Raw genomic sequence first — 23,474 nt, forward strand, 5'->3', positions numbered from 1 at the left:
CCATAACGCAAGCGCTTACGGACAGCGCGCCGAGCAAAGGAGCGACACGACCATGGCCGAGCGGACCATCAGGATCGTCATGAACGGCATCACCGGACGGATGGGGTACCGCCAGCACCTGCTGCGCTCCATCCTCGCCATCCGCGACGACGGCGGCGTGGCGCTGCCGAACGGCGACCGCCTGCAGGTGGAGCCCGTGCTGGTGGGCCGCAACGCCGAGAAGCTGGCCAAGATCGCCAAGGACCACGCGGTCGCGGACTGGACCACCGACCTCTCCGCCGCGCTGGCCGACGACAGCGCCAGCGTCTACTTCGACGCCCAGGTGACCTCCGGTCGCAAGGACGCCATCCTGGCCGCGATGGCCCGCGGCAAGCACATCTTCACCGAGAAGCCGATCGCCGAGACCGTCGCCGACGGCATCGAGCTGGTCGAGGCCGCCGAGGCCGCCGGGGTGACCACCGGCGTGGTGCACGACAAGCTGTACCTGCCCGGGCTGCTCAAGCTGAAGCGGCTCATCGACTCCGGCTTCTTCGGCCGCATCCTCTCGGTGCGCGGCGAGTTCGGCTACTGGGTCTTCGAGGGCGACATCATCCCCGCCCAGCGCCCCAGCTGGAACTACCGCGCCGAGGACGGCGGCGGCATGGTGCTGGACATGTTCTGCCACTGGAACTACGTGATGGAGAACCTGTTCGGACGGGTGGAGGCGGTCACCGCCAAGGCCGTCACCCACATCCCCGAGCGCTGGGACGAGCAGGGCAACAAGTACACCGCCACCGCCGACGACGCCGCCTACGGCATCTTCGAGCTCGAGGGCGGCATCATCGCCCAGATCAACTCCTCCTGGGCCGTCCGCGTCGACCGCGGCGAGCTCGTCGAGTTCCAGGTCGACGGCACCCACGGCTCGGCCGTGGCCGGGCTGTTCGGCTGCCGCATCCAGCACCGGGTGCGCACCCCGAAGCCGGTGTGGAACCCCGACCTGCCCACCGACCAGGACTTCCGCGCGCAGTGGGAGCAGGTGCCGGACAACACCGAGTTCACCAACGGCTTCCGCGCCCAGTGGGAGCAGTTCCTGACCGACCTCGACGCGGGCCGTCCGCACCCCTACGACCTGGCCGCCGGCGTCCGCGGGCTGCAGCTGGTCGACGCCGGGCTGCAGTCCTCGAACGAGGGTCGCCGCGTGGAGATCCAGCAGTTCGGAGGTGCTGCGTGAGCACGGCCGTGACCAGCCCGGACGCCGTCCCCGGCACCGGCGACAGCATCCGCCTGCCCGACGCCGACGGCGGCTGGCGCACCGTCGAGCTGGCCGTCCCGCGCGACTGGCAGCCGCACCCGGTGCCCCACACCAGCCGGATCGCCTTCGCCGCCGCCCACGTCATCGTGGACCCGCGGCTGGAGAACGTCCCCGGCGCGCCGGCCGGCGTCGACTGGGAGGCCACCCTGGCCTTCCGGCGCCACCTGTTCGCCCACGGGCTCGGGGTCGCCGAGGCGATGGACACCGCCCAGCGCAACATGGGTCTGGACTGGCCGGCCGCGGCCGAGCTGATCACCCGCAGCGCCGCGCAGGCCCGCGAGCACGGCGCCCGGATCGCCTCCGGCGCCGGCACCGACCACCTCGCCGCCGGTGCGCAGGTGCCCCTGGAGCAGGTGACCCAGGCCTACCTCGAGCAGGTGGCCCACGTCGAGGGCGCCGGCTCGCAGGTCATCGTGATGGCCTCCCGGCACCTGGCGGCGGCCGCCACCAGCGCCGAGGACTACCTGGGCGTCTACACCACGATCCTGGAGCAGGTGTCGGAGCCGGTCGTCCTGCACTGGCTGGGCGAGGCCTTCGACCCGAACCTGGCCGGCTACTGGGGCAGCAGCGACGTCACCGTGGCCACCGAGACCTTCCTCGGGCTGGTGCGCCAGCACGCGGCCAAGGTCGACGGGGTCAAGGTCTCGCTGCTCTCGGCCGAGCACGAGCGGGGGCTGCGGGCCGCGCTGCCGGAGGGTGTGCGGCTCTACACCGGCGACGACTTCAACTACCCCGAGCTGATCGAGGGCGACGGCACCCACCACTCCGACGCCCTGCTCGGCGCCTTCGCCGCCATCGCCCCGGCGGCCTCGGCCGCGCTGACGGCCCTCGAGTCGGGCGACGTGGACACCTACCGCGCGGAGATGGCCCCGACGCTGCCGCTGTCGCGGACGATCTTCGAGGCGCCCACCTTCCACTACAAGACCGGGATCGCGTTCGTCTCGTGGCTCTCGGGCCTGCAGGACGGCTTCGCCATGGTCGGCGGGCTGCAGTCGGCGCGCTCGCCGCTGCACCTGGCGCGGGTGTTCGAGCTGGCCAACGCGGCCCGGCTGCTGCCGGACCCGGACCTGGCCGCCGCCCGGATGCGGCTCGTGCTGGACCTGGCGGGGCTGCGCGCGTGAGCGCGGTCGACGTCCCCGGCGGAGCCCCGGCCCGGGTGGAGACGCCCGCGCCGGGGGACCCGCGGCTGGCCCGGCTGTCGCTGAACCAGCGCACCACCGCCTCGTGGGACCTGCGCTCGGCGATCGACGGCTGCCTGGCCGCCGGGCTGCCCAGCATCGGTCTGTGGCGCGAGCCGGTGGCCGAGGTGGGGCTGGAGACGGCCGTGCGCTGGGTCCAGGAGTCGGGGCTGCGGGTGTCGTCGCTGTGCCGGGGCGGGTTCTTCACCGTCTCCGAGCCGGACGCCGTCGAGCAGGCGTACGCCGAGAACGTCCGCGCCCTGGACGAGGCGCAGGCGCTCGGCGCCCGCACCCTGGTGCTGGTGCCCGGTGGCCTGCCCGCCGGTGACCGCGACCTGGTCGCCGCCCGTGAGCGCGCCGCCGCCGCGGTGGAGCGGCTGGTGCCCGAGGCCGAGCAGCGGGGCGTGGTGCTGGGGATCGAGCCGATGAACCCCATCTACGCCGCCGACCGCGGGGTCGTCTCCACGCTGGCCCAGGCCCTCGACATCGCCGAGCGGTTCACCCCCGCCCAGGTGGGCGTGGTCGTCGACACCTTCCACCTGTGGTGGGAGCCCGGGGTGCGCGAGCAGATCCTGCGGGCCGGGGACCGGATCGTCAGCTACCAGGTCTGCGACTGGATCACCCCGCTGCCGGCCGACACGCTGCTGGCCCGCGGGATGATGGGCGACGGCCACGTCGACTTCGCCAGCTTCACCCGCTGGGTGGCCGAGGCCGGCTACACCGGCGACGCCGAGGTCGAGATCTTCAACGCCGACGTCTGGGCCGCACCCGGCGCCGACACCGTGGCCACGCTGGCCCGCCGCTACGTGGAGCTGGTCCAGCCGCACCTCTGAGGCCCAGGACGCCTGGTGGAGCCCGTTCCGCTGCGACTACGCAGCCGAACGGGCTCCGCTGCGTTCCGGGGCAGCCGTCGCTGACCAAAGTTGTCAGAACCATTGCCAATCCAGCGCACGACTGTGACACTTCCTGTCATGTCGTCGACGTCCAGCGCCACCCGACCACCCCTGGTGCTGGCCGAGCTGCGCCGGATCCTGCCGACCCTGCCGGCCTCGGTGCAGCGCACGGCGGAGACGGTGATCGCCGACCCGGTGGGCAGCGTCTCCGGCACCATCAACGAGCTGGCCGCGGCCAGCGGCACCTCCCCCTCGGCGGTCTCCCGGCTCTGCCGCCGGCTGGGGGTGGACGGCTACCCGGCGCTGCGGATCGCGGTGCTGGCCGACGCCTCCCGCGGCGAGGCCTCGGCCTGGGAGCTGGACATCTCCCGCTCCATCAGCGCCGACGACCCGCTGGAGGACGTAGCCGCCATCCTCGGCGCGGCGCAGTCTCGGGCGGTCCACGACACCCTCGCCGGTCTCGACCTCGACGCCGTCCGCGCCGTCGCCCACCGGGTCGCCGACGCCCGTCGCGTGCACGTCTACGGGGTCAGCGGCAGCGCCATCATGGCGGCGGAGCTGCAGCTGCGGCTGCAGCGGATCGGGGTGCCGATCTGGGCCTACTCCGACGTCCACGAGGGGCTCACCGCGGCCGCGCTGCTGGGCCCCCGCGACGTGGCGGTCGCCATCTCCTGCACCGGCTCCACCGTCGAGACCATCGACATGCTGCGCTGCGCGGCCCAGCACGGCGCGGTCACCGCCGCCATCACCGGGGCCCGCACCTCCCCGCTCGCCGAGCACGCCCAGCACCTGCTGCTCACCGTCACCGAGGAGACCACCTTCCGCGAGGGGCCGCTGGCCGCCCGGTTCTCCGAGCTGACCGTGGTCGAGCTGCTCTACCTCGCCGTCGCCCAGCTCAGCGCCGACCACACCGCCGAGCTCCTCACCGCCACCGCCGAGGCCGTCCGCGGCCACCACGTGGCTCCCCGCACCCGCACCACCTCCCGCTGAACACCCCACTCACCCCACCAACCGTCGCGCCGCAGCGGCGAACAGGAGGAACCATGTCCGACCTCACGGTGTCCCGGAAGGGATTCCTGGCCCTCGGCAGCGCGATCGGCGGTGTCCTGGCCAGCACCGGCGCGTTCGGCGCCTCGCGCGCCAGCGCACGTCCCGCACGGAAGGCGGCCGGCGCCGGCACCGGCGGCCCGCTGCTGGACGGCTCCCGCTTCCCGATCGGCGTCTTCTGGCCGCCGCCGCCGCTGGAGAGCACGGTCGAGCGCTACCAGCAGATGGTGGACGCCGGCTTCACCTACATGCACACCGGCAACTACGGCTGGGCCGACGTGCAGATCGCCACCCACCAGCTGCGCACGGCCCAGCAGGTGGGCCTGCAGGTGCTGGTCGACGACCCCGACATCCGGTGGCTGACCCGCAGCGTGTCGATCTCCGACGACGGCGGCGACTTCACCATCACCCGCCGCGAGGCCGAGGCCAAGCTGCGCGAGATCATCGCCCGCTACCAGCCGGTGCGGTGGTGGCGGGTCGAGGACGGCCGGCTGCTGATCAGCGGCGGCACCGGCAACGGCTCCATCGGCTACAGCACCGAGGGCGAGGACTGGACCGACTACACCCTGTCGTTCAGCACCAGCCCGCGCCCCACCGGCGCCGGCGGCTACGCCCAGTCCGGCTGGGCCTTCCGCGTCCAGGACGAGGGCAACGCCTACGTCTGGCTGCTCAACAACCAGTCCGGTCCCGGCAACCTCACCAAGGCCGTCTTCGTCAACGGCGCCCCGCGGGTGAGCGTGGTGCCGCTGGGCTTCGACGTGGTGGCGGGTACCACCTACCGGGTGGAGACCCGGCTGGAGGGCGACACCATCACCACCTCCGTCAACGGCAAGGTGGTCGACACCACCACCGACGCCACCTTCGCCTCCGGGCCGGTCGGCTTCCGCCAGGCCGGCAACGAGTCGGCCTACTACGACGACGTCCGGGTGGTCGACGCCAGCGGCCGCGAGCTGCTCAGCGAGGACTTCTCCGGCGGCCTCGACCAGTGGCGCACCCCCGGCGGCGGCGGCTTCGAGAGCTTCGCCGGCATCCACCTCTACGACGAGCCGACGGTGCCCAAGCTGGCCGACCTCGGCGCCCTGGCCGAGATCATCCGCTCGATCGACCCCGACGTGCTGCCCTACATCAACCACTTCCCGGGCTTCGACTACGAGGCGGCGATGGAGCAGACCACGCCGGAGCTGCTGTCCTTCGACCGCTACCCGATCCTCTCCTCGGGCGAGGACGTCGGCTACTTCGCCAACTGGGCGGCGGTGCGCGAGGCGGCCCTGCCGACCGACACCCCGACCTGGGCGTTCATCCAGTCCGTCGGCTACGCCAACCACGCCGTCCCCACCAAGGCCGACCTGTACTGGCAGACCAACATCAGCCTCGCCTACGGCTGCAAGGGCATCCAGTACTTCACCTACTGGACCCCCGACCCGGCCCGCGGGGAGGGCTTCCACGACGGCATCGTGCTCGTCGACGGCACCCTCACCCCGCTCTACGACGCCACCCGCGAGGTCAACACCGAGTGGCTGGCGCCGGTCGGCCTGCAGCTGCTGCCGCTGCGCTCGGAGGCGGTGCAGGCGGCCAACCTGGCCGACGTTCCGGCGGGTCTGGACACCTTCGAGGCCGACGACGAGATCGCCTCGGTCTCCGGCGACGCGGTCGTCCTCGGCCGCTTCACCGGGCCCGACGAGCACCGCTACGTCCTGCTCGCCAACTACTCCCGCCACGAGGCCGCCACGGTCGAGCTGCGGTGGGGGTCGGCGGTGCAGCGGGTGGCCAGCTTCAACCCCGGCAACGAGAGCTACCGCAACCGCGGCCGCGGCCGGTTCGTGGTCGAGCTGGGCGCCGGCGAGGCCCACCTGGTCCGGGTGGACCCCCGGTGAGGGCCGCGTCCGGGGAGACCGGCGCGGGCAGGGGGCGCTGAGTGACTAGTGTCGCGCCCATGACCGTCGATGCGCCCACGTTCGTCTCCGCCGCCACCGCGACCATGCAGGAGGTGGCCACCACCCAGCTCGAGGGTGTCCGCGCCGCCGCGGCCCTGCTGCGCCGGTGCCTCGACGCCGACGGGGTGGTGCAGGCCTTCGGGACCGGCCACTCCGAGGCGTTCGCCATGGAGGTCGCCGGCCGGGCCGGTGGGCTGGTCCCCACCAACCGGCTGACGCTCCGCGACCCGGTCGTGCTGGGGCACTCCCCGGCCGACGTCCTGGGCGACACCCTGCTGGAGCGCGATCCCGCCACCGCGCACCGCATCTACGAGCTCATCCCGCAGGTGCAGCCGCAGGACGTGTTCGTGATCGCCTCCAACTCCGGCGCCAACGGCAGCATCGTCGAGTTCGCCACCCTGGTGAAGGAGAAGGGCCACGACCTGATCGCGGTGACCTCGATGCAGCACACCACCCAGGTGCCGCCGCGTCACCCCAGCGGCAAGAAGCTGTACGAGCTGGCCGACGTGGTGCTCGACAACGGGGCGCCGTACGGGGACGCCATCCTGCCGCTGCCCGGCGGCGGGGCGGCCTGCGGGGTCTCCTCGCTGACCGCGGCGATGCTGGCGCAGATGATGCTGGCCGAGGTGCTGAACGGGATGCTGGCCGACGGGGTCACCCCGCCGGTCTACCTCTCGGCCAACATCCCCGGCGGCGACGAGCACAACAACGCCCTGGAGGCCCGCTACGCCGGCCGGCTCCGCCGGCTGCCGTGACCCGCAGGTGACCTCCTCCGCCGACCCGACGGCGCTGGTGCTCGGCCTCGACGCCGGCGGCACCAGCACCCGGTGCCTGGTCGTGGACGCCGGCGGTCGCGTCCACGGCCGCGCCCGGGCCGGCGGTGGCAACCCCATCTCCCGTCCGGTGGCCGAGGCCACCGAGCAGGTCGCGCTCGCCGTCGGCGGGGCGCTCGCCCAGGTGGACGCGGGCCTGGTGCGCACGGCCGTCCTCGGCGTGGCCGGCTACGGCAACCACCCCGAGACGATCGGGACCCTCTCCGCCGCGCTGGACCGGGCCGGGCTGCGCTGCCCGGTCCGGGTCTGCGGCGACGCCGAGATCGCCTTCGCCGCCGGCACCCCGGCACGCGAGGGAACGGTGCTGATCGCCGGCACCGGCGCCACCGCCTGCCGGGTGGTCGACGGCGGCGAGGGACCGACCCACGACGGCTGGGGCTGGCTGCTCGGCGACGAGGGGTCCGGCTTCTGGATCGGCCGCGAGGCGGTCCGGGTGATGCTGCACGACGCCGAGCGCGGGCTCGCCGGACCGCTGGCCACCGCGGTCTCGCAGGCGGTGGCCGGAGGCTGGGTCAGCGGGCCCGACCTCATCCTCCGGGTGCACGCGCGTCCGCCGGTGGCGCTGGCCGAGCTGGCTCCGCTGGTGCTGGACGCGGCGGCGGCCGGGGACGTCCAGGCGGGGGAGATCGTGCGGCGGGCGGTCGAGCTGCTGGTCGCCTCGGTCTCGGAGATCCGCGCACCGGGGGAGCAGACGCCGGTCGTGCTGGCCGGTGGCATCGCCAGCTCGGCCGGGGTGGGCGGGCCGCTGGCCGCGGCGCTGCACGAGCGCTGGCCCACCGCCTCGCTGCGCACGGTCACCAGCTCCGAGGCGGGGGCGGTGTGGCTGGCGGCGCGCCAGCAGTGGCCAGGGCTGCCGGAGACCGTCCACGAGCGGCTCTGCCGGCCCCGGCTGCTGGCCGGCTGAACCGGCTCCGCGCCGGTCGGGGACTTCCCGGCGGGCCGCCGGCGTTGCGGTGTGCGTGGGAGCGGATGCGCAGCAGACCGACGTGGTGGTGATCGGCGCCGGCCAGGCGGGGCTCTCGACCGCCTGGGCGCTGAGCCGCAGCGACCTCGGCTTCGTGGTGCTGGACCAGAACCCGGCCCCGGGAGGGGCGTGGCAGCACCGCTGGCCCAGCCTGCGGATGGCCACCGTGCACGGCATCTTCGGTCTGCCCGGCATGCGGTTCACGCTGCCGTCCCCGCAGCGGCAGGCCCGCGAGGCGGTGCCGGCCTACTTCGCCCGCTACGAGACCGAGATGGGTCTGCGCGTGCAGCGGCCCGTCACCGTGCGGGCGGTCAGCCGGGCCGGGGACCGGCTGCTGGTGGAGTCCGACCGGGGCAGCTGGGCCGCGCGGGCGGTGGTCAACGCCACCGGCACGTGGACCCGTCCGTTCTGGCCCCACTACCCCGGTCAGCAGTCCTTCGCCGGTGAGCAGCTGCACGCCGCGGACTACCCCGGACCGGAGCGGCTCGCCGGCCGCCGCGTCGTGGTGGTGGGCGGCGGCAGCACGGCGGTGCAGCTGCTGATGGAGCTGGCTGAGGTGGCCGAGACGACCTGGGTGACCCGACGCCCGCCGGTGTTCCGCGACGCCCCCTTCACCTCCGACTACGGCCGCGAGGTGGTGGCCCGGGTGGACGAACGGGTCCGCGCCGGCCGGCCGCCGGAGTCGGTGGTCACCGCGACCGCGCTGGTCCGCACCCCCGAGGTGCGCGCGGCCCAGGCCAGCGGGGTGCTGCGCCGGCACCCGGTGTTCGACCGCGTCGTCCCCGACGGGGTGGTGTGGGACGGACCGCCGGAGGGCCCGCGGCACCTGCCGGCCGACGTCATCCTGTGGTGCACCGGCTGGCGGGCCGCCCTGGACCACCTCGCGCCGCTGCGGCTGCGCGGGCCCGGTGGCGGCATCACCATGGACGGCACCAGGGTGGTCGCCGAGCCGCGGCTGCACCTGGTGGGGTACGGACCCTCGGCCAGCACCGTCGGGGCGAACCGGGCCGGACGGGCGGCCGTCCGCGAGATCCGCCAGCTGCTCGGCCGGCCGTCCGACGCCGAGCCCTCCCCGGGCCACGCCGGCGCGGTCGCCGGAGCCCGGGGAGGCTGAGAGGCGTCAGCCGCCGTAGGCCGCCAGCTCGACGATGCGGGAGTAGTCGCCGTTGTTGCTGCCGTGGACGACCACCCGCACCGCCTCGGCGGTGGTCCGCTCGAAACGCGAGGTGACCTCGCCCTCGGTGCTGTCGCGCACCTCGGCCACCGTCCGCCACTGCTCGTCCACGCGGAGCTGGACGTCCCAGTCGGAGATCCCGAACCGCTCCGCGGGGTTGGCGGCCCGGTCCAGCGTCGTCAGCACCACCCGGTCGACCGGGGCGGGCTCGGAGAGCGCGACCTCGAAGGTGTCGGGGAAGGCGCCGCGGGTGCCGTCGTTCCAGCCGGTGCGCTCCCAGCCGGCCGAGTCCGCGTCGCCGTCGACGGCGGCGCAGGTGGAGAAGTTGCCGTGGGTGGAGGAGGCGGTGGCCCGCTCACCCAGCAGCAGGTTGTCCCCGGGCCCCTTCTCGGGGGCAGGACGCACCAGCACCGGCAGCTCCAGCCGGCTCCGGTCCACCTGCAGCTCCAGCGAGTGCTCCCCCGACGGGGTGCCCCGCGGGACGGTGATCCCCACCTCGGCCGTGACCGGCTGGTCGGGCTCGGCCGCGGGCAGCCAGCTCGAGAACACCTCGCGGGAGAGCTCGACCGGCTCCGGCGCCGACAGCAGCAGGTCGGCGTAGCGGTCGGTCTCGGAGACGTTGGTCATGGCCACCGACAGCTCGCCCGGCTGGCAGGGCAGGTCGGTCACCGTCACCTGGGACGCGGAGGTGGTCACCTCCACCCCGGTCCGGGGCGGGCGCGCCTCCGCGGGCGACGAGGCGCCCGCGACCAGCGCCAGCAGGCAGAGCGCCGCCCCGGCGGCGCCGAGCAGCAGCGGGCGGGGGACGTGCACGGCACTGTCGTGGTCGGTCATCAGCTCTCCTGGATGCCGGGTCGGCCAGCCTCGACCACGAGCGTGGTGCGGGTGCTGACCTCGCCGTCGGGGACGGTGACGCGGTCGACGACGCGGTAGTCGGCCTTCCACGTCCGGGGGGTGATGGTGCAGCTGGTGTAGCCGCGCTGGAAGTTGCAGTAGCGGATGTGCGGGTTCTCGGCGAGCAGCACCGCGCCGCCCGGGTCGAGGTCCTGCCCGTCCAGCCCGGAGGCGATGGAGGTGCCGACGAACTCGCTCGCCATCACCGGCGAGGAGGGGTCGCTGAAGTCCAGCCGCAGGTCCGAGGCGACGCTGCGGTGCAGGTCGCCGCCGAGGGAGACCACGTTGTCGACGCCGCGCTCGGCGATGCCGCCGAGCACCCGCCGGCGGGAGCCCTCGTAGCCGTCCCAGGTGTCCATCGGCACCGCGACATCCGGACCGGCCACCGTGTCCAGGCGGGCCAGCGCGTTCTGCTGCCCGATCACGTTCCAGGTCGTGCCGGAGCCGGCCATGCCGTCCAGCAGCCACTGCTCCTGACGGTCTCCGGTGAGCGTGCGGCGGGGGTCCTGGGACTCGGGGTTCGGCGGCTTGCTGCCGTCGCCCATGGCCTGGTCGGAGCGGTACTGCCGGGTGTCGAGCACGTTGACCTCGGCCAGCGAGCCGAAGCGGAGCCGGCGGTAGAGCTGCATGTCGGGGCCCTGGGGTGCCTGGGCGAGCCGCAGCGGCATGTGCTCCCAGTAGGCCCGGAACCCGTTGGCCCGCCGGACCAGGAACTGCGCCGCCGGTGCGGAGGGGTGCGCCTCGTCGGCCCAGTTGTCGACCACCTCGTGGTCGTCGAGGGTGACGATCCACGGTGCGGCCGCGTGCGCCGCCTGCAGGTCGGGGTCGAGCTTGTACTGCGCGTAGCGGTGCCGGTACTCGTCCAGGGTGACGGTCTGGCGGGTGTTCTCGACCGCCGCCGAGTCCGGCCGCACGCCGCGGTCGATCCCGAACTCGTAGATGTAGTCGCCGAGGAAGAGCACGGCGTCGTGGTCGCGGCGGGCCATGTCGGCGTAGGCGGTGAACCAGCCCTCCCAGATGGCCTGGCAGGAGGCGACGGCGAGGCTCAGCTCGGCCACCGCCTCACCCGGTGCCGGCGCGGTACGGGTCCGGCCGACCGGGCTCAGCTGCGACCCGACCCGGAAGCGGTACCAGTAGTGGCGGCGCGGCCGCAGCCCCTGCACGTCCACGTGGACGGTGTGCGCGGACTCGGGCACCGCCCGCGCCGACCCGCGGCGGACGACGCGGCGGAAGCGCTCGTCCTCGGCCACCTCCCACTGCACCGGCACCGGACGGGCGGGCATGCCGCCGGTGGGCGAGGTCGGCTCGGGCGCCAGCCGTGTCCAGATGACCACGGCGTCGGGCAGCGGGTCGCCGGAGGCCACCCCGAGGGTGAACAGCTCGGCGCTGCCGAGGCTGCCGGGGGCCAGCGCCTCGGCGGGACGGACGCCGGCGAGCTCGCCGGTCAGCGCCAGCGCCGCGGCGGCCCCGGTGGCGGTCAGGAAGCGTCGTCGGGTCGCCTGGGCGGCGACGAGACCACGCTGCGGGTCGAGTCCTGGGGGTGTCATGACCCCCAGCCAAGTTCCGCCGGTCGACGTCCACCCGGCCGCACGGCGGCGTGCGGGTGATGCTCAGGTGAACCGTGGCGGTCCTGGGCGTGAGGTCAGCCGCGCCAGGCGTAGGGCCCGGCCGCGAGCGCGCCGCCCTCGACGGGCAGGCTGATCCCGGTCACCCAGGAGGCGTCGTCAGAGGCTAGGTAGGCCACCGCGGCGGCGATGTCCTCCGGCTCGCCGATCCGGCCCAGCGGGTAGCTCTGCGCGAGCCGCTCCATGCGGTCGGGCTGGTGGTCCCAGACCCGGGTGCGGATGGTGCCGGGGGCGACCAGGTTGATCCTGACCCCGTGCGGGCCGTACTCCGCGGCCAGGTTGTGGGTCATGTTCTGCAGCCCCGCCTTGGCCGCCGAGTAGGGCTCTGAGCCGACCGAGACCATCCCGTTGACCGAGCCGATCATGACGGCGTTGCCGCGGGTCTGCACCAGGTGCGGCAGCGCGGCCCGCAGCGAGCGGACCACGCCCATCAGGTTGAGCTCGAGCTGCTGGTGCCAGTCGTCGTCGGAGGTGCGGAGGAAGTCGGGGTGCCCCAGCCCGCCGCCGACGGTGTGCACCAGCACGTCCAGCCCGCCCAGCCGCTCGACCGCCTGGGCCACGGCCGCGTCCACCGAGGCGGTGTCGGTCACGTCGCAGCCCACGGCGGTGGCCTCGACGTCCTTCTCGACCAGCTCGGCCACCACCTTCTCGGCGGCCTCGAGGTCGACGTCGGCGAGCACGACGCGGGCCCCCTCGTCGGCGAGGCGGTGGGCGCAGGCACGGCCGATGCCGTGGCCTCCACCGGTGATCAGGGCGCGGCGTCGGGCGAAGCGGTCGGATGGCACGTCGACATCATGCCCGTCCCCTCCGACACGTCCCGCAGGGGGTGCGGTCAGCGGGCGGCGAGCCGCTCCAGGGTGAGGGCGAGGAACTCCTTGAGGTCGCCGGTCTCGCCGTCGCGCCCGCCGCGACCGACCTGCAGCGGCGGCGGCGTCGGCTGCAGCCGGACGCCGCGGATCCGGGTGGTCAGCCCGCCCGGCACGGTGAGGACGTAGTAGCCGCCGTCGGTGCCGATGGCCAGCGACCGGTTCTGCCGCAGGTACCAGCCCTCCTTGTCGGTCCGCACCGTCGCGCCGGACAGCAGCCGGGCGACCAGCGGCTCCGGCGGGTGGCCGCGTTCGCGGACGGTGCGGAGGAAGTCGTCGATGAGCCGCTGGGCGGCGACCGACTCGTGCCGCTGCGCCGCCTGCGAGAGCGCGATGCGGTGGGCGGCGGCTTCGGCGCGGCTCGGTCGCTCCTCGGACATGGCAGAAGCCTACGACCGGGCCACCTCCGCCGCGGCCCGCCGCCGGCGCCGGCCCCTGCGTCGGGGTGGACACCACGGGCGGACGTCCGGACAGCACCGGCGGATCCCGGACAACACCTGCGACAACAGCTCCCCGGAAGCGTGGGGGCGTGCCGCCACGACCGGGCGGCGGGCGTCGGGAGAGGTTCGGGAAGGAGCGGTGCGACGTGGCCGAGACGGGGGAGCGGGGCCTGCTGGCCCGGTTGGACGAGGAGTGGGCGGGGACGTCGGCGGTGCCGGTGCCGGCCGTGGCGGGGTGGGCGGCGGCCCTGCCCGAGCTGGCGGGCTGCACCACCCCCGGCGACGTGCTGGCGGCGGTGCGGCCGTCCCCGGACGCCGTGCTCGGGTTCCTGCTCGGGCGCGCCCAGTCCGAGGGGCCCGACGCCACGCTGGCCGGACGGGTGGTGGTGCAGGCGATGCTCGGCAAGATGGTGCTGCTGGCCCGCGCCGACCGGCGCAGCGGGCTCGGCGACTACCTGGCCCAGCTGTGGTGCCAGCTGCGCTCGTACCCGCTGACCCGCCGCCCGCGTAGCGTGGCGGCCAACCTGTGGATGGACACCCGCAAGGCGGTCCGTCGTGAGCAGGGGCTCGGGGTGGAGCCGCTGGCGGTCCCGGACACCCTGCTCGACGAGCTGTGGACCCTCAGCCAGCCACCGGCCGACGCGCTGAGCGTCCGGCGGGTCGTGGCCACGGCCCGGCAGCTGGGGCTGGTCGACGACCTCACCGCCGGGGTGCTGGTCAGCGTCTACGCCGACGGGCTCAGCTCGGCCGAGGCCGGCGAGCGGCACCGGATGAGCACCGACGTGGTGCGCTGGCGCTGCTCACGGGCACGTCGGCGGCTGGCCCGTCATGCGGTCGTGCTGGCGGCCGCATGAGCCGTCGGCCGGGCGGATCGGGGGATCGCCCGGCCGGCGTGCGTCGCTCAGCGGTGGTGCCGCAGCCCCTCCGGCCCCGCGTGGGCCGCCACCAGGGCCGCCACCGCCTGCACCGGGTGGACGGTGCGCCTGGGCAGGTCGGCCGGTGCGGGGACCTCGGCGATGTCGGGGTCGGAGACGGCGTTGTGCGCGGCCAGCAGGTCCACCCGACGGCCGTTCACGACGTTGCCGTCCTCGCTCATCCGGGTGCCGTTGTAGCGCCCGACGACCGACCCGAGCGCGATGTCCGGGGGCAGCGAGAGGTAGTTGCGCTCGGCGACCAGGTGCGACTCCACCCCGACGCCCCAGGAGTAGACGTAGCCGGCGGAGCTGCCGGGGGTCTGCACGTAGTGGTTGTCGTAGACGTCGACCAGACCGAACCGCACCCGGGGGACGCGCTGCCCGAGGTCGCGGAACTCGTTGTGGTGGATGGTGACGCGCAGCTTGCCGCGGTCGGTGGTGCGGGAGTCGCTGGAGCCGATCAGCATGGTCTTGTCGTGGTCGTGCAGCCGGTTCCACGAGACGGTGACCAGGTCCGAGGCGTTGGTGATGTCGAGCAGGCCGTCGTGCACCTGGTAGGGCCGGCCGAAGTACTCCGGCTGGGCGGAGTCGGGGTTGTCGCCGTCGCTGAGGTCGTTGTGGTCGAACCAGACGTTGGTCGCACCGGTCAGCGAGACGGCGTCGTACTCGGAGTTCCAGTTCCCGGTGTCGCCGTCGGTGGGGTCCCACGACGGGAAGCAGTCGGCGGCGTCGGTGAGGGTCAGCCCGCGCACAATCACGTTGGACACGCCGTCGAGGCGGAGCGACGCCCCGGTGATCGAGGAGCCCGGCAGGCCGAGCAGCGTCGTGTTGGAGCCGACCCGGATGGTGATGCGGGCGGCCTGCGCCTGCTGCGAGGCGCGGCGGGCGTCCTCCACCGGTCCCGACGGCTCCTCCTCACGGCCCCACACCTCCGGGTCGTAGGCGGCCAGGTAGCGCTCGAGGGTGTAGCCGTCGCGGGCGTAGTCGGCGCAGCTCAGCGGACGCCCCGAGGCGTCGGTGTTGGCGTCGACGGCGCCGTCGACGTAGACGATCTTGGGCTCGTTGCCCGCCACGGCCGCGGCCAGCTCGTCGCGGGTGCTCACGGTGACCACCGCCGACCGGTCGGCGGCCGCGCCGCCGGTGGTCCCCGCGCCGAGGGAGCCGAACCCGTCACCGGGTGGCAGAGTCTGCCGGGCGACCCGCTCCCGCACGCCCGGCCGGTCACGGGGGCCGGGCTCGGCGGAGGCGGTGGTGGTGCCGGCCGCCGCCAGGCCGCTGGCGACCAGGGTGGCGGCGGCCAGCACGGCCGTGAGCTTGCGGATGGTCATCGTCGGTCCTCCTCGTCGAGGACCCCGTCGGTCGGGGGGTGGTCCGACGCTACGTCCGCCGCCCGCCCGCGGACAACCGCCCCGACCAGCATGCGGGAGCCCCCGACGGCCTCACTCGGCGGCCAGCGCGGTTACCGGGGAGGCCGCCGAGGCCCGCCGTCCCGGCAGGACGGAGGCCAGCGCGGCCGCTACCAGGGCGACGGCCAGCACCCCGAGGGTCTGCGGCCACGAGACGGCGAACTGCACCCCCTCCTGCTCCAGCACGACCATCAGCGCGCTGGCGCCGAGCCAGCCGAAGAAGCAGCCCGCCAGCACCCCGACGACGGCTCCGACCACGGCCAGCAGCAGGGCCTCGAGCAGCAGCATCGTGCGCAGCTGGGCCCGCTGCAGCCCGAGCGCCCGCAGCAGCGCCGACTCCCGCGTCCGCTCCACCACCGACAGGGCCAGCGTGTTGCCGACCCCGATCAGCGAGATCAGCACCGCGGCGGCGAGCAGGGCGGTGGCGATCAGCACCAGGGTGTCCAGCGCGGTCGTGTACCCCACCACCTCCCGCAGCGAGCCGGAGTCGACCAGCGTCCCGCCGGAGCCGTCGGTCAGCGAGGTGATGTCGGTGGAGACCCGCTGGATGTCCGCGCGGGGGTCGACCCGAAGCCAGAGACCGGCGGTGTTGCCGGCGCCGGCCAGGGTGGCGAAGGCCTCCGGGCTGATCAGCGCGTTGCCGTGCGCGCCGTGGCTGAGCACCGTGGTGAAGGTGCCCGACCGCGACGACGTCACCTCTCCCTGCTCGTCGTACTCCTCCAGCGTCAGGGTCACCCGCTCCCCCGGCTCGACGCCCGGGCCGGGGGAGACGACGACCGTGGTGGCGTCCAGCCCCGGCAGCGGCTCGGGCAGGAAGGCCGCGGCCCGTTCCGGGTCCACCCCGTAGGCGAAGAGGTAGCGCTCCTCGCCGGCGAGGGTCAGCCGGGCCTGCGCCGCGGCGACCGGCAGGGCGTCGGTGACGCCCTCCACCGAGCTCAGCCGGCCGACCAGGTCGGCGTCGAGGTCGTCGGCGTCCACGTCGGCGAGGGAGACGTCCACCGGGTAGCGCTCGCGGATGTCGCCGAGCAGCGTCTGCTGGGTGGTCGCGGCTCCCGTCTGCAGGGTGACGGTGAGCCCCACCGCCAGCATCAGCGCGACGCAGGTGGCCGCGGCCCGCTGCGGGTTGCGGACGAGGCTGGCCACCGACATCCGGCCCACCGGACCGAGCAGCCGCGCCGGCTGACCGGCCAGCCGCAGCAGCGGTCGGACGTACAGCGGGGCCCCGCCGAGCACGCCCAGGGTCAGGCTGACCCCGGCGCCGATGGCCAGCAGCAGCGGCACCTCGGCCGGCAGCCCGGTGGAGGACGGGTCGAGACCGAGCGCGGCTCCCGCCAGCACCGCCCCGGCCACCAGCAGCAGGCTGCAGACCACGGCCCGGACGATGCCGATCCGGCGGCTGGCGGCGGGGGTGGCCACCGGTCGCAGGGCCTCGAGCGGGGCGATGGAGGCCGCCCGCCCGACGGCGGCCAGCGACGCGAGCACGGTCACCACCACCCCGGCGGCGACCGCGCCGAGCGCGGAGCCGAGCGGGAGCCGCAGCCCGGAGCCCAGGGAGCCGGTCCACCAGGTCACGGCCAGCGTCAGCAGCACGCCGACGGCCAGCCCGGTCAGGGCACCGGCGGCGCCGATCAGCGCCGACTCCAGCACCAGGCCGCCGCGGAGCTGGCCGGTGCTGCCACCCACGGCCCGCAGCAGCGCGATCTGCCGCCGCCGCTGGACGACGAGGATGGCGAAGGTGTTGGCGACGATCAGCGCCCCGACGAGCATGGCGATGGAGGCGAAGACCAGCAGCATCACGGTGAGCACGCTGGCGTCGCCGGCCAGGCTGTCCACCGCCGCGGCGGCGGCGGCCTCGGTGGTGCGGACCGCGCCCTCCTCGAGCTGGGCGCCCGGCAGGGCGCGCAGCGCCGTCTCCAGCGGTGCGACGAGGGTCTGCGGGTCGGTCCCCGGGTCGAGCAGCACCAGCCACTCCCACGCCGAGAGCTCGGAGCCGCCGGCGGTGAACCACGCCGGTACGGCGTACACCGTCGGGTAGCTGGTGCTCATCAGCCCGGCCGCAGGGGCGGTCACGCCGACCACCTGCACCGGCAGCAGGTCCCCGCCGTCGGCCGGCGCCATCTCGACCTGCGCACCCACCCCGACCTCGAGGGCCTCGGCCGTGCCGGCGTCCAGCACCACCTCCTGCGGCGTGGTGGGCCAGCGGCCCTCGCCGAGCTCGGCCGGCCGCAGCCGCGGGTGCTCGCTGACCGGGTGGACGCTGGCCTGGTTCCCGCGGTCCCCCGACCGCAGGCTCGTCCCACCGCTCCACAGCGGCTCGACCACGTCCACCCCCGGGACGGCGGCGAGCGCCGGTCCCACCTGGTCGGGGTCCTCGACGCCGGCCTGGACGACCAGGTCGGAGTCGGCGTACTCGCGCGCCAGGGCGTCCCCGGCGGCGCCGAACTCGGTCTGCACCACGCCGACGCTGGCGACCATGAAGGCGACGCTGATCGCCACGGCGACCACCACCGCCCCCAGCCGGCCCGGGTGCTGGCGCAGCTCGGCCAGGCTCAGCCGCAGGCTGATCACGCGGTCACCTCCGCGTCCTGCAGCAGCCCGCCACGGGCGCCCGGACGGACGTCGCGGGCCAGCGCCCCCAGCAGCCGCTCGGGTGACGGCCGGTCGAGGTCGTCGACCACGCGGCCGTCGGCCATCACCAGCACCCGGTCGGCCCAGGAGGCGGCGTGCGCGTCGTGGGTCACCATCAGCACGGTCTGGCGCAGGTCGTCGACGCACTGGCGCAGGTGCCCCAGCACCTGCTCGCCGGTGCGTGAGTCCAACGCCCCGGTCGGCTCGTCGGCGAAGAGCACGTCGGGGCGGGTCAGCAGCGCCCGGGCGATGGCCACCCGCTGCTGCTGCCCCCCGGAGAGCTCGCTCGGGCGGTGCTGCAGCCGGTCGCCCAGCCCCAACGGACCCACCACCGCGGCCAGCTGGTCCGGGTCCACGCGGCGGCCGGCGAGCTCGAGCGGCAGCACGATGTTCTGCCCGGCGGTCAGCGTGGGCAGCAGGTTGAACGACTGGAACACGAAGCCGACCCGGTCCCGGCGGATCCGGGTCAGCGCCTTGTCGTCCAGCGCCCCCAGGTCCTGCCCGCCGAGCAGCACCCGGCCGCCGGTGATCCGGTCGAGCCCGGCCATGCAGTGCATCAGCGTGGACTTCCCCGAGCCCGACTGGCCCATGATCGCGGTGAAGGTGCCGCGGGCGACCCGGATGCTCACCCTGTCCACCGCACGGACCTCGGTGCGGCCGGCGCCGTACACCTTGGTCAGCTCCACGGTCTCGGCGGCCACGCCGTCGTCGGGGCGGGTGGGGGAGGGCGTCATGGATGGGCTCCGTTCGAGTGGTCGTCCGTGCCGGGAAGTCGGCGGGCCCACGCTAGGGAGCGGGAGGACCTGCGCACATGAGCCTGTCGGCGCGGCTGCGCGCCCCCGAGGGGGACTGCGGGCCCACCGCGACCCCGGCCGGAGTGCGACCCCGGTGTGGTCCGGCGGCCCGCTAGCCTGCACCGGACCCGAGAGGAGCCCCGTTGAGCGCAGGAGGACCCGTCCCCGGCCCGCCGCCGGCCGCTCCCGGCCGCGCACCCTCCGCCGGCCCGCCGCGGCCGGCCTGGGCCCGCAGCGCGCCGCAGGCCCCGCCCCGGCCCCCGACGGGCGGGCCGCCGCCCGCCCACCCGGGTCACCGGGGGACACCGGGCCGCCGGGTGGGCCGGGTGGTGGCCGTGGTGGTCCTGGCCTTGGTGCTCTTCTTCGCCGCCGGCACCGTCGTCTCGGTGTGGTGGCTGCGGGGCGGCAGCCGTCCCGCCGTGATGGAGGACTACTTCGCCGCCATCGCCCGCGCCGACTCGCAGACCGCGCTGGCCCTGCTCGCCTCACCTCCGGCGGACACCAGCCTGATGACCGACGAGGTGCTGCGCCGCTCCAACGAGCTCGGCGGCGTCCGCGTGGTGGAGATCGAGGGGCGGCCCAGCAACCTCATCAAGGTCGCCCTCGAGATCGGCGGGGAGCGCGACGACGCCTGGTACCGGGTGGTCCGCACCGACGACGGATGGCGGATCGACTCCGCGGTCACCGAGGTCAGGCTCACGGAGCTGGCCGGGCTGGACCACACCGTCAACGGGGTGCGGCCGGCCGACGGCGGGACGCTGCAGCTGCTGCCCGGCGTGTACGAGCTGGGCGACCCGACCTACCTGTCGGTGCAGGCGGACCCGCTGCGCGTCCCGGGCGGGAGCTCGGCGTCGCTCAGTGCGTACTGGTCGGTGCGGCTGCAGCCCGACGACGACGGCGTCGAGGCCGCCCGCCAGGCCGTCGCCGCGGCCGTGGAGCAGTGCGTCGCCGACCTCGACCCGGACTGCGGGATGGACGTGGACCGGTTGATCTTCGAGTCCGACCCCACCGACGTCCGGCTCACCCTGACCAGCGACCCGGCCACGGACTGGACCGACGTCACCGCCTACGGCACCAGGGTCAGCGGACCGCTGGACGTGCAGCTGCGGCTCCGCTACCGCGCCGTCGACCACGACGGCGACCGCAAGTCCTTCGACGACGAGCTGCAGGGCGTCCTCTACCCCACCGTCGAGCTCACCGGCGGGAAGGCGGTCGTGCTGGCCCTGCGGTGACCCTGCGAGGGGCGGGGACCCTGGCGAGGGGCGGGGACCCTGGCGAGGGGCCACAGGTTGGGCCCGCGTGGTGCTACGCAAGCGGATACGTCAGGCTGGTCCCCGCACCACGAACCCAGACCCAGGAGTGATGATGTCCGTCCCCACCCTCGCCCTCGTCGGTCTCCGCGGCTACGGAGGCGTGCACCTGGGGGTGCTGCGCCGACGCCACGCCGCCGGCGAGCTGCGGCTGGTCGGGGCGGTCGACCCCGCGGGCCCGGTGCCCGAGCTGCCCGAGGGCGTGCCCTGCGTGGACACGCTGCCGGAACTGCTGGCCACGGTGGTGCCCGACGTCACCGTGATCGCCTCCCCGATCCCCACCCACCTGCCGTTCGCCCGGTTGGCGCTCGAGGCCGGCAGCGACGTCTACCTGGAGAAGCCGCCGGTCGCCGGGCTCGACGAGTACGACGACCTGGTCGAGGTGGTGCGCCGCAGCGGACGCAGCCTGCAGGTCGGGTTCCAGAACCTCGGTTCCCCGGCCGTCCCGCGCGTGCAGGAGCTCGTCGCCGGTGGTGCCGTGGGCGAGGTCGAGCAGGTCTCCGGGCTGGGGCTGTGGAACCGGCGGCCCAGCTACTACGCCCGCGCGGCCTGGGCCGGCCGGCGCATGCTGGACGGCCGGCGCACCGCCGACGGGGTGGTGACCAACCCGCTCGCCCACGCCGCCAACACCGCCCTCCGGCTCGCCGGCATCCAGCGCCGCGACCAGATCGCCGGCGTGGACACCGAGCTCTACCGGGTGCACGACATCGACTGCGACGACACCGCCTGGGTCCGCGTCCAGCCGGTCGAGGGTCCGCCGGTCTGCCTGGCCTTCACGCTGGCCGCCGGCGAGCAGCAGGAGCCCACCGTCAGCGTCCGCGGCACCACCGGCACGGTGAGCCTGGCCTACACGGCCGACCGGATCGAGGTGGCCCGCGGCCAGCAGGTCGAGCAGGAGCAGCACGGCCGCGAGGACCTGGTCGTCGACCTGATCCGCCACCACCAGGACCCGGGCCACCCGCTGCTGTCCTCGCTGGCGGCCACCGAGGCGTTCATGGTGGTGCTCGAGGCGGTCCAGCGGGCGCCCGTCACCCCGGTCGACCCCGCCCACGTGGCGTGGTCGGACGAGGAGGACCCCAGCCCCCACCTGGCCGACGTGGAGGAGTGGTGCGCGCGCGCCCTGGCCCACGGTGGCGGGTTCGCGGCCGCGGGCGCGCCCTGGGCCAGCCCGGAGGCCGTCACCCGCTGGCGTCCGTCGCAGCCGCTGGCCGCGGTCGAGCTCGACGGCGCCGTGGTGGCCGTCGAAGGCGACGGCGGTGACGTGGCGGCCGAGAACGGTCCCCGCCCCTTCCTCCACCCCCTCCGCACCCGGCGCGGGGTGCGGGTCACCGACGACCACCCCTTCGACCACGTCTGGCACCACGGGCTGTCGGTGGCGCTGCAGCACGTGGCCGGCACCAACTTCTGGGGCGGGCGGACCTACCTGCCCGAGGGCGGCTACCAGTGGCGCGACGACCACGGCCGGATTGTCCACCGCGGCTTCACCGAGCGGACCGCCGACTCCTGGACCGAGGAGCTGGAGTGGATCGCCCGCTCCGGGGACCCGGTGCTGTCCGAGCGCCGCCGGCTGCGCTGGTGGTCCGCGGACCCCCGCGCCTGGGCCTTCGAGCTGGAGTTCACCCTCACCCCGTCCGGGACGGACGCCGTCGAGCTCGGCTCCCCCGGCTCCCACGGCCGCGAGGGCGGCGGCTACGGCGGGCTGACCTGGCGGCTGCCGCGGAGCACCGACGTCCACCTGCGCACCGCCGCCGCCACCGGCGAGGAGGCCGTGCACGGCTCGGTCGCCCCCTGGGTGGCCTGGTCCGGGACGGTCGAGGGCGGGGACGTCACCCTCGCCCTGGCCGGGGCCGACGAGACCACCGCGGCCGACCCGTGGTTCGTCCGCGTCCGGGACTACCCGGCGCTCGGGTCGTCGCTGGCCTGGTCCAGCCCGGCCGTCACCAGCCGGGAGCAGCCGCTGACCCGGCGCTTCACCGCCCTGGTGGCCGACGGCCGGCTCGACGACGACGAGGTGGTCGGCCTGCTCACCCCTCCGGCGTGACCCTCAGCAGCTGGTCGCCGCTGCCGTTGGAGGTGGTGACCAGCAGCGAGCCGTCCTGGGCCTGACGGACCGAGCGCAGCCGGCCGTACCCGGTCAGCTCCTCCGGCACGCGGGCCTCGCCGACCTCGCCGTCCTCGTCGACCGGCAGGAACACCATCTGCTGGGCCTTGAGGGTAGCCACGGCGAGCCCGCCGGCGTAGCGGCCCCACTCCGCACCCTCCACCACGGCCAGACCGGAGGTGGCCAGGGTCGGGTCGCCGGAGCTCCAGACGGCCTCCACCTGCTTCCCGTCCAGGTCCTGGTCGGTCATCGGCACCGACTCGTCGTAGCCCTCGCCGCCGCCCGGAGGCACCGGGTGCCAGCCGTAGTCGCCACCGGCCGTGACGACGTTGACCTCGTCGTCGACGTCGGGGCCGTGCTCGGCCGAGAACAGCGTGTCGCCGCGGAGCGCCAGCCCTTGCACGTTGCGGTGGCCGTAGCTGTAGACCAGCCGCTGGTCCTCGTCCTCGGCGTCGGCGAAGGGGTTGTCCGGCAGCGGCTCACCGGTGCGGGCGTCGGCGCGCAGCACCTTGCCGTTGAGGCTGGTGAGGTCGCGCGGGTTGGTGCCCACGGCCGCGTCGCCGGTGCCGACCCACAGGGTCCGGTCGTCGACGACGATGCGGCAGCCGCCGTGGCGGCCGGTGGTGCTGCCGATGCCGGTGATCAGCGCCTCGCCCTCCTCGGCGCTGCGGCGGTCCTCGGCCAGCGTCCACTCCACCACCCGCACGTCGGTGGTGCTGCCGTCGGAGTATCCGCTGCAGGTGAGGAAGCGGTCGTCGTCGCGGGGGTCGACCGCGATCGACATCAGCCCCGTCTCGCCGCTGGACCAGACGTCCTCGGGGCCCTCGGCCACCACCCGGCGGTCGTCCCCGTCGACCAGCAGGATGCGGTGCCGGTCCTTCTCGGTGACCAGCAGCTCACCGCTGGCCAGCTGGTCGACGTCCCAGGGCAGCTCCAGGTCGTCGGCCAGCACCTCGACCTCCAGCCCGGGCCAGGTGTCGGGAGTCGGCTCGGGCGTGGGAGCAGGAGTGGGGGTGGGGGTGGCCCGGGGTGCGGGGGTCGGTGACCCGGCCGACGGGGCCGGCGCGGTGCTCGTGCCGGCGGGAGGCGCCGCCTCCGGAGCGGTGCCGGTGCAGGCCGCGGTCAGCAGCACCGCGGCGGCCACGGTCACGACCACGCAGCGACGTCCCATGGACCCACTCT

The 23,474-nt window shown here is 74.9% G+C and carries 19 protein-coding genes; 11 read left to right on the top strand and 8 right to left on the bottom strand.

Translation table 11 applies throughout. From position 1 onward, the window contains the following. Positions 1-52: 52 nt before the first annotated feature. From GC722_RS00875 to GC722_RS00910, 8 genes are all read left to right on the top strand, one after another. Positions 53-1,210 carry a Gfo/Idh/MocA family protein gene (locus GC722_RS00875; RefSeq protein ID WP_197429650.1) on the top strand — a complete coding sequence of 386 codons (1,158 nt, stop codon included), beginning with the start codon at positions 53-55 and terminating at the stop codon, positions 1,208-1,210. Beyond that, positions 1,207-2,412 (top strand): dihydrodipicolinate synthase family protein, encoded by a 1,206-nt coding sequence (locus GC722_RS00880; RefSeq protein ID WP_331714251.1) that lies wholly within the window; start codon positions 1,207-1,209, stop codon positions 2,410-2,412. The genes GC722_RS00875 and GC722_RS00880 overlap by 4 nt, the downstream gene beginning before the upstream one ends. Continuing rightward, positions 2,409-3,302 carry a sugar phosphate isomerase/epimerase family protein gene (locus GC722_RS00885; protein ID WP_331714252.1) on the top strand — a complete coding sequence of 298 codons (894 nt, stop codon included), beginning with the start codon at positions 2,409-2,411 and terminating at the stop codon, positions 3,300-3,302. Before GC722_RS00880 ends, GC722_RS00885 begins: the two co-directional genes overlap by 4 nt. A 138-nt stretch (positions 3,303-3,440) precedes the next feature. Continuing rightward, positions 3,441-4,352, top strand: coding sequence for a MurR/RpiR family transcriptional regulator (locus tag GC722_RS00890; RefSeq protein WP_156607103.1), 912 nt, complete (start codon positions 3,441-3,443; stop codon positions 4,350-4,352). A gap of 53 nt (positions 4,353-4,405) precedes the next feature. After that, entirely contained in the window at positions 4,406-6,283 is a 1,878-nt protein-coding gene (locus GC722_RS00895) for a hypothetical protein (RefSeq protein ID WP_156607105.1), read from the top strand. A 59-nt stretch (positions 6,284-6,342) separates the two neighbouring features. After that, complete coding sequence (locus tag GC722_RS00900; protein ID WP_156607107.1) at positions 6,343-7,098, top strand: sugar isomerase domain-containing protein; 756 nt, start codon at positions 6,343-6,345, stop codon at positions 7,096-7,098. A gap of 7 nt (positions 7,099-7,105) precedes the next feature. Continuing rightward, positions 7,106-8,080: an N-acetylglucosamine kinase gene (locus GC722_RS00905; RefSeq protein ID WP_156607109.1), complete on the top strand. Its 975-nt coding sequence runs from the start codon at positions 7,106-7,108 to the stop codon at positions 8,078-8,080. 55 nt (positions 8,081-8,135) lie between these two features. Continuing rightward, positions 8,136-9,254: an FAD-dependent oxidoreductase gene (locus GC722_RS00910; RefSeq protein ID WP_331714253.1), complete on the top strand. Its 1,119-nt coding sequence runs from the start codon at positions 8,136-8,138 to the stop codon at positions 9,252-9,254. A gap of 6 nt (positions 9,255-9,260) precedes the next feature. On the opposite strand, the gene GC722_RS00915 is transcribed toward GC722_RS00910, so the two are convergent. The 4 genes from GC722_RS00915 to GC722_RS00930 form a co-directional block, all read right to left on the bottom strand. Further along, the gene (locus GC722_RS00915) at positions 9,261-10,148 is read right to left on the bottom strand and encodes a discoidin domain-containing protein (protein WP_156607112.1); all 888 of its coding nucleotides are present in this window, start codon (positions 10,146-10,148) and stop codon (positions 9,261-9,263) included. After that, positions 10,148-11,755 carry an alkaline phosphatase D family protein gene (locus GC722_RS00920; RefSeq protein ID WP_156607114.1) on the bottom strand — a complete coding sequence of 536 codons (1,608 nt, stop codon included), beginning with the start codon at positions 11,753-11,755 and terminating at the stop codon, positions 10,148-10,150. Before GC722_RS00920 ends, GC722_RS00915 begins: the two co-directional genes overlap by 1 nt. Before the next feature lie 95 nt (positions 11,756-11,850). Further along, positions 11,851-12,618 carry an SDR family NAD(P)-dependent oxidoreductase gene (locus GC722_RS00925; protein ID WP_331714254.1) on the bottom strand — a complete coding sequence of 256 codons (768 nt, stop codon included), beginning with the start codon at positions 12,616-12,618 and terminating at the stop codon, positions 11,851-11,853. A 47-nt stretch (positions 12,619-12,665) separates the two neighbouring features. Continuing rightward, positions 12,666-13,079: a hypothetical protein gene (locus GC722_RS00930; RefSeq protein ID WP_156607116.1), complete on the bottom strand. Its 414-nt coding sequence runs from the start codon at positions 13,077-13,079 to the stop codon at positions 12,666-12,668. Positions 13,080-13,285: 206 nt separating this feature from the next. On the opposite strand from GC722_RS00930, the gene GC722_RS00935 reads away from it, so the two are divergent. Beyond that, the gene (locus tag GC722_RS00935) at positions 13,286-13,993 is read left to right on the top strand and encodes a hypothetical protein (RefSeq protein ID WP_156607118.1); all 708 of its coding nucleotides are present in this window, start codon (positions 13,286-13,288) and stop codon (positions 13,991-13,993) included. A 47-nt stretch (positions 13,994-14,040) separates the two neighbouring features. Here the strand turns inward: GC722_RS00935 and GC722_RS00940 are convergent, their stop codons facing one another. The 3 genes from GC722_RS00940 to GC722_RS00950 all read right to left on the bottom strand — a co-directional run bounded on the left by GC722_RS00940 (position 14,041) and on the right by GC722_RS00950 (position 18,821). Further along, positions 14,041-15,381: a pectate lyase family protein gene (locus GC722_RS00940; RefSeq protein WP_156607120.1), complete on the bottom strand. Its 1,341-nt coding sequence runs from the start codon at positions 15,379-15,381 to the stop codon at positions 14,041-14,043. A 111-nt stretch (positions 15,382-15,492) separates the two neighbouring features. After that, positions 15,493-18,027, bottom strand: a complete 2,535-nt coding sequence (locus tag GC722_RS00945) for an FtsX-like permease family protein (protein ID WP_156607122.1) — start codon at positions 18,025-18,027, stop codon at positions 15,493-15,495. Beyond that, positions 18,024-18,821, bottom strand: coding sequence for an ABC transporter ATP-binding protein (locus GC722_RS00950; RefSeq protein WP_156607124.1), 798 nt, complete (start codon positions 18,819-18,821; stop codon positions 18,024-18,026). Before GC722_RS00950 ends, GC722_RS00945 begins: the two co-directional genes overlap by 4 nt. A gap of 203 nt (positions 18,822-19,024) precedes the next feature. Between GC722_RS00950 and GC722_RS00955 the strand changes: the two genes are divergently transcribed. Together GC722_RS00955 and GC722_RS00960 are read left to right on the top strand one after the other, a co-directional pair. Further along, positions 19,025-20,113 carry a hypothetical protein gene (locus tag GC722_RS00955; RefSeq protein ID WP_156607126.1) on the top strand — a complete coding sequence of 363 codons (1,089 nt, stop codon included), beginning with the start codon at positions 19,025-19,027 and terminating at the stop codon, positions 20,111-20,113. A gap of 133 nt (positions 20,114-20,246) precedes the next feature. Continuing rightward, the gene (locus GC722_RS00960; RefSeq protein WP_197429651.1) at positions 20,247-22,232 is read left to right on the top strand and encodes a DUF6807 family protein; all 1,986 of its coding nucleotides are present in this window, start codon (positions 20,247-20,249) and stop codon (positions 22,230-22,232) included. Here GC722_RS00960 and GC722_RS00965 read toward each other — a convergent pair. Beyond that, positions 22,216-23,463 carry a PQQ-dependent sugar dehydrogenase gene (locus tag GC722_RS00965; protein WP_156607130.1) on the bottom strand — a complete coding sequence of 416 codons (1,248 nt, stop codon included), beginning with the start codon at positions 23,461-23,463 and terminating at the stop codon, positions 22,216-22,218. The genes GC722_RS00960 and GC722_RS00965 overlap by 17 nt on opposite strands. Positions 23,464-23,474: the final 11 nt, after the last annotated feature.

The sequence above is a fragment of the Auraticoccus cholistanensis genome (assembly GCF_009742705.1).
In the GTDB taxonomy this organism is placed as follows: domain Bacteria; phylum Actinomycetota; class Actinomycetes; order Propionibacteriales; family Propionibacteriaceae; genus Auraticoccus; species Auraticoccus cholistanensis.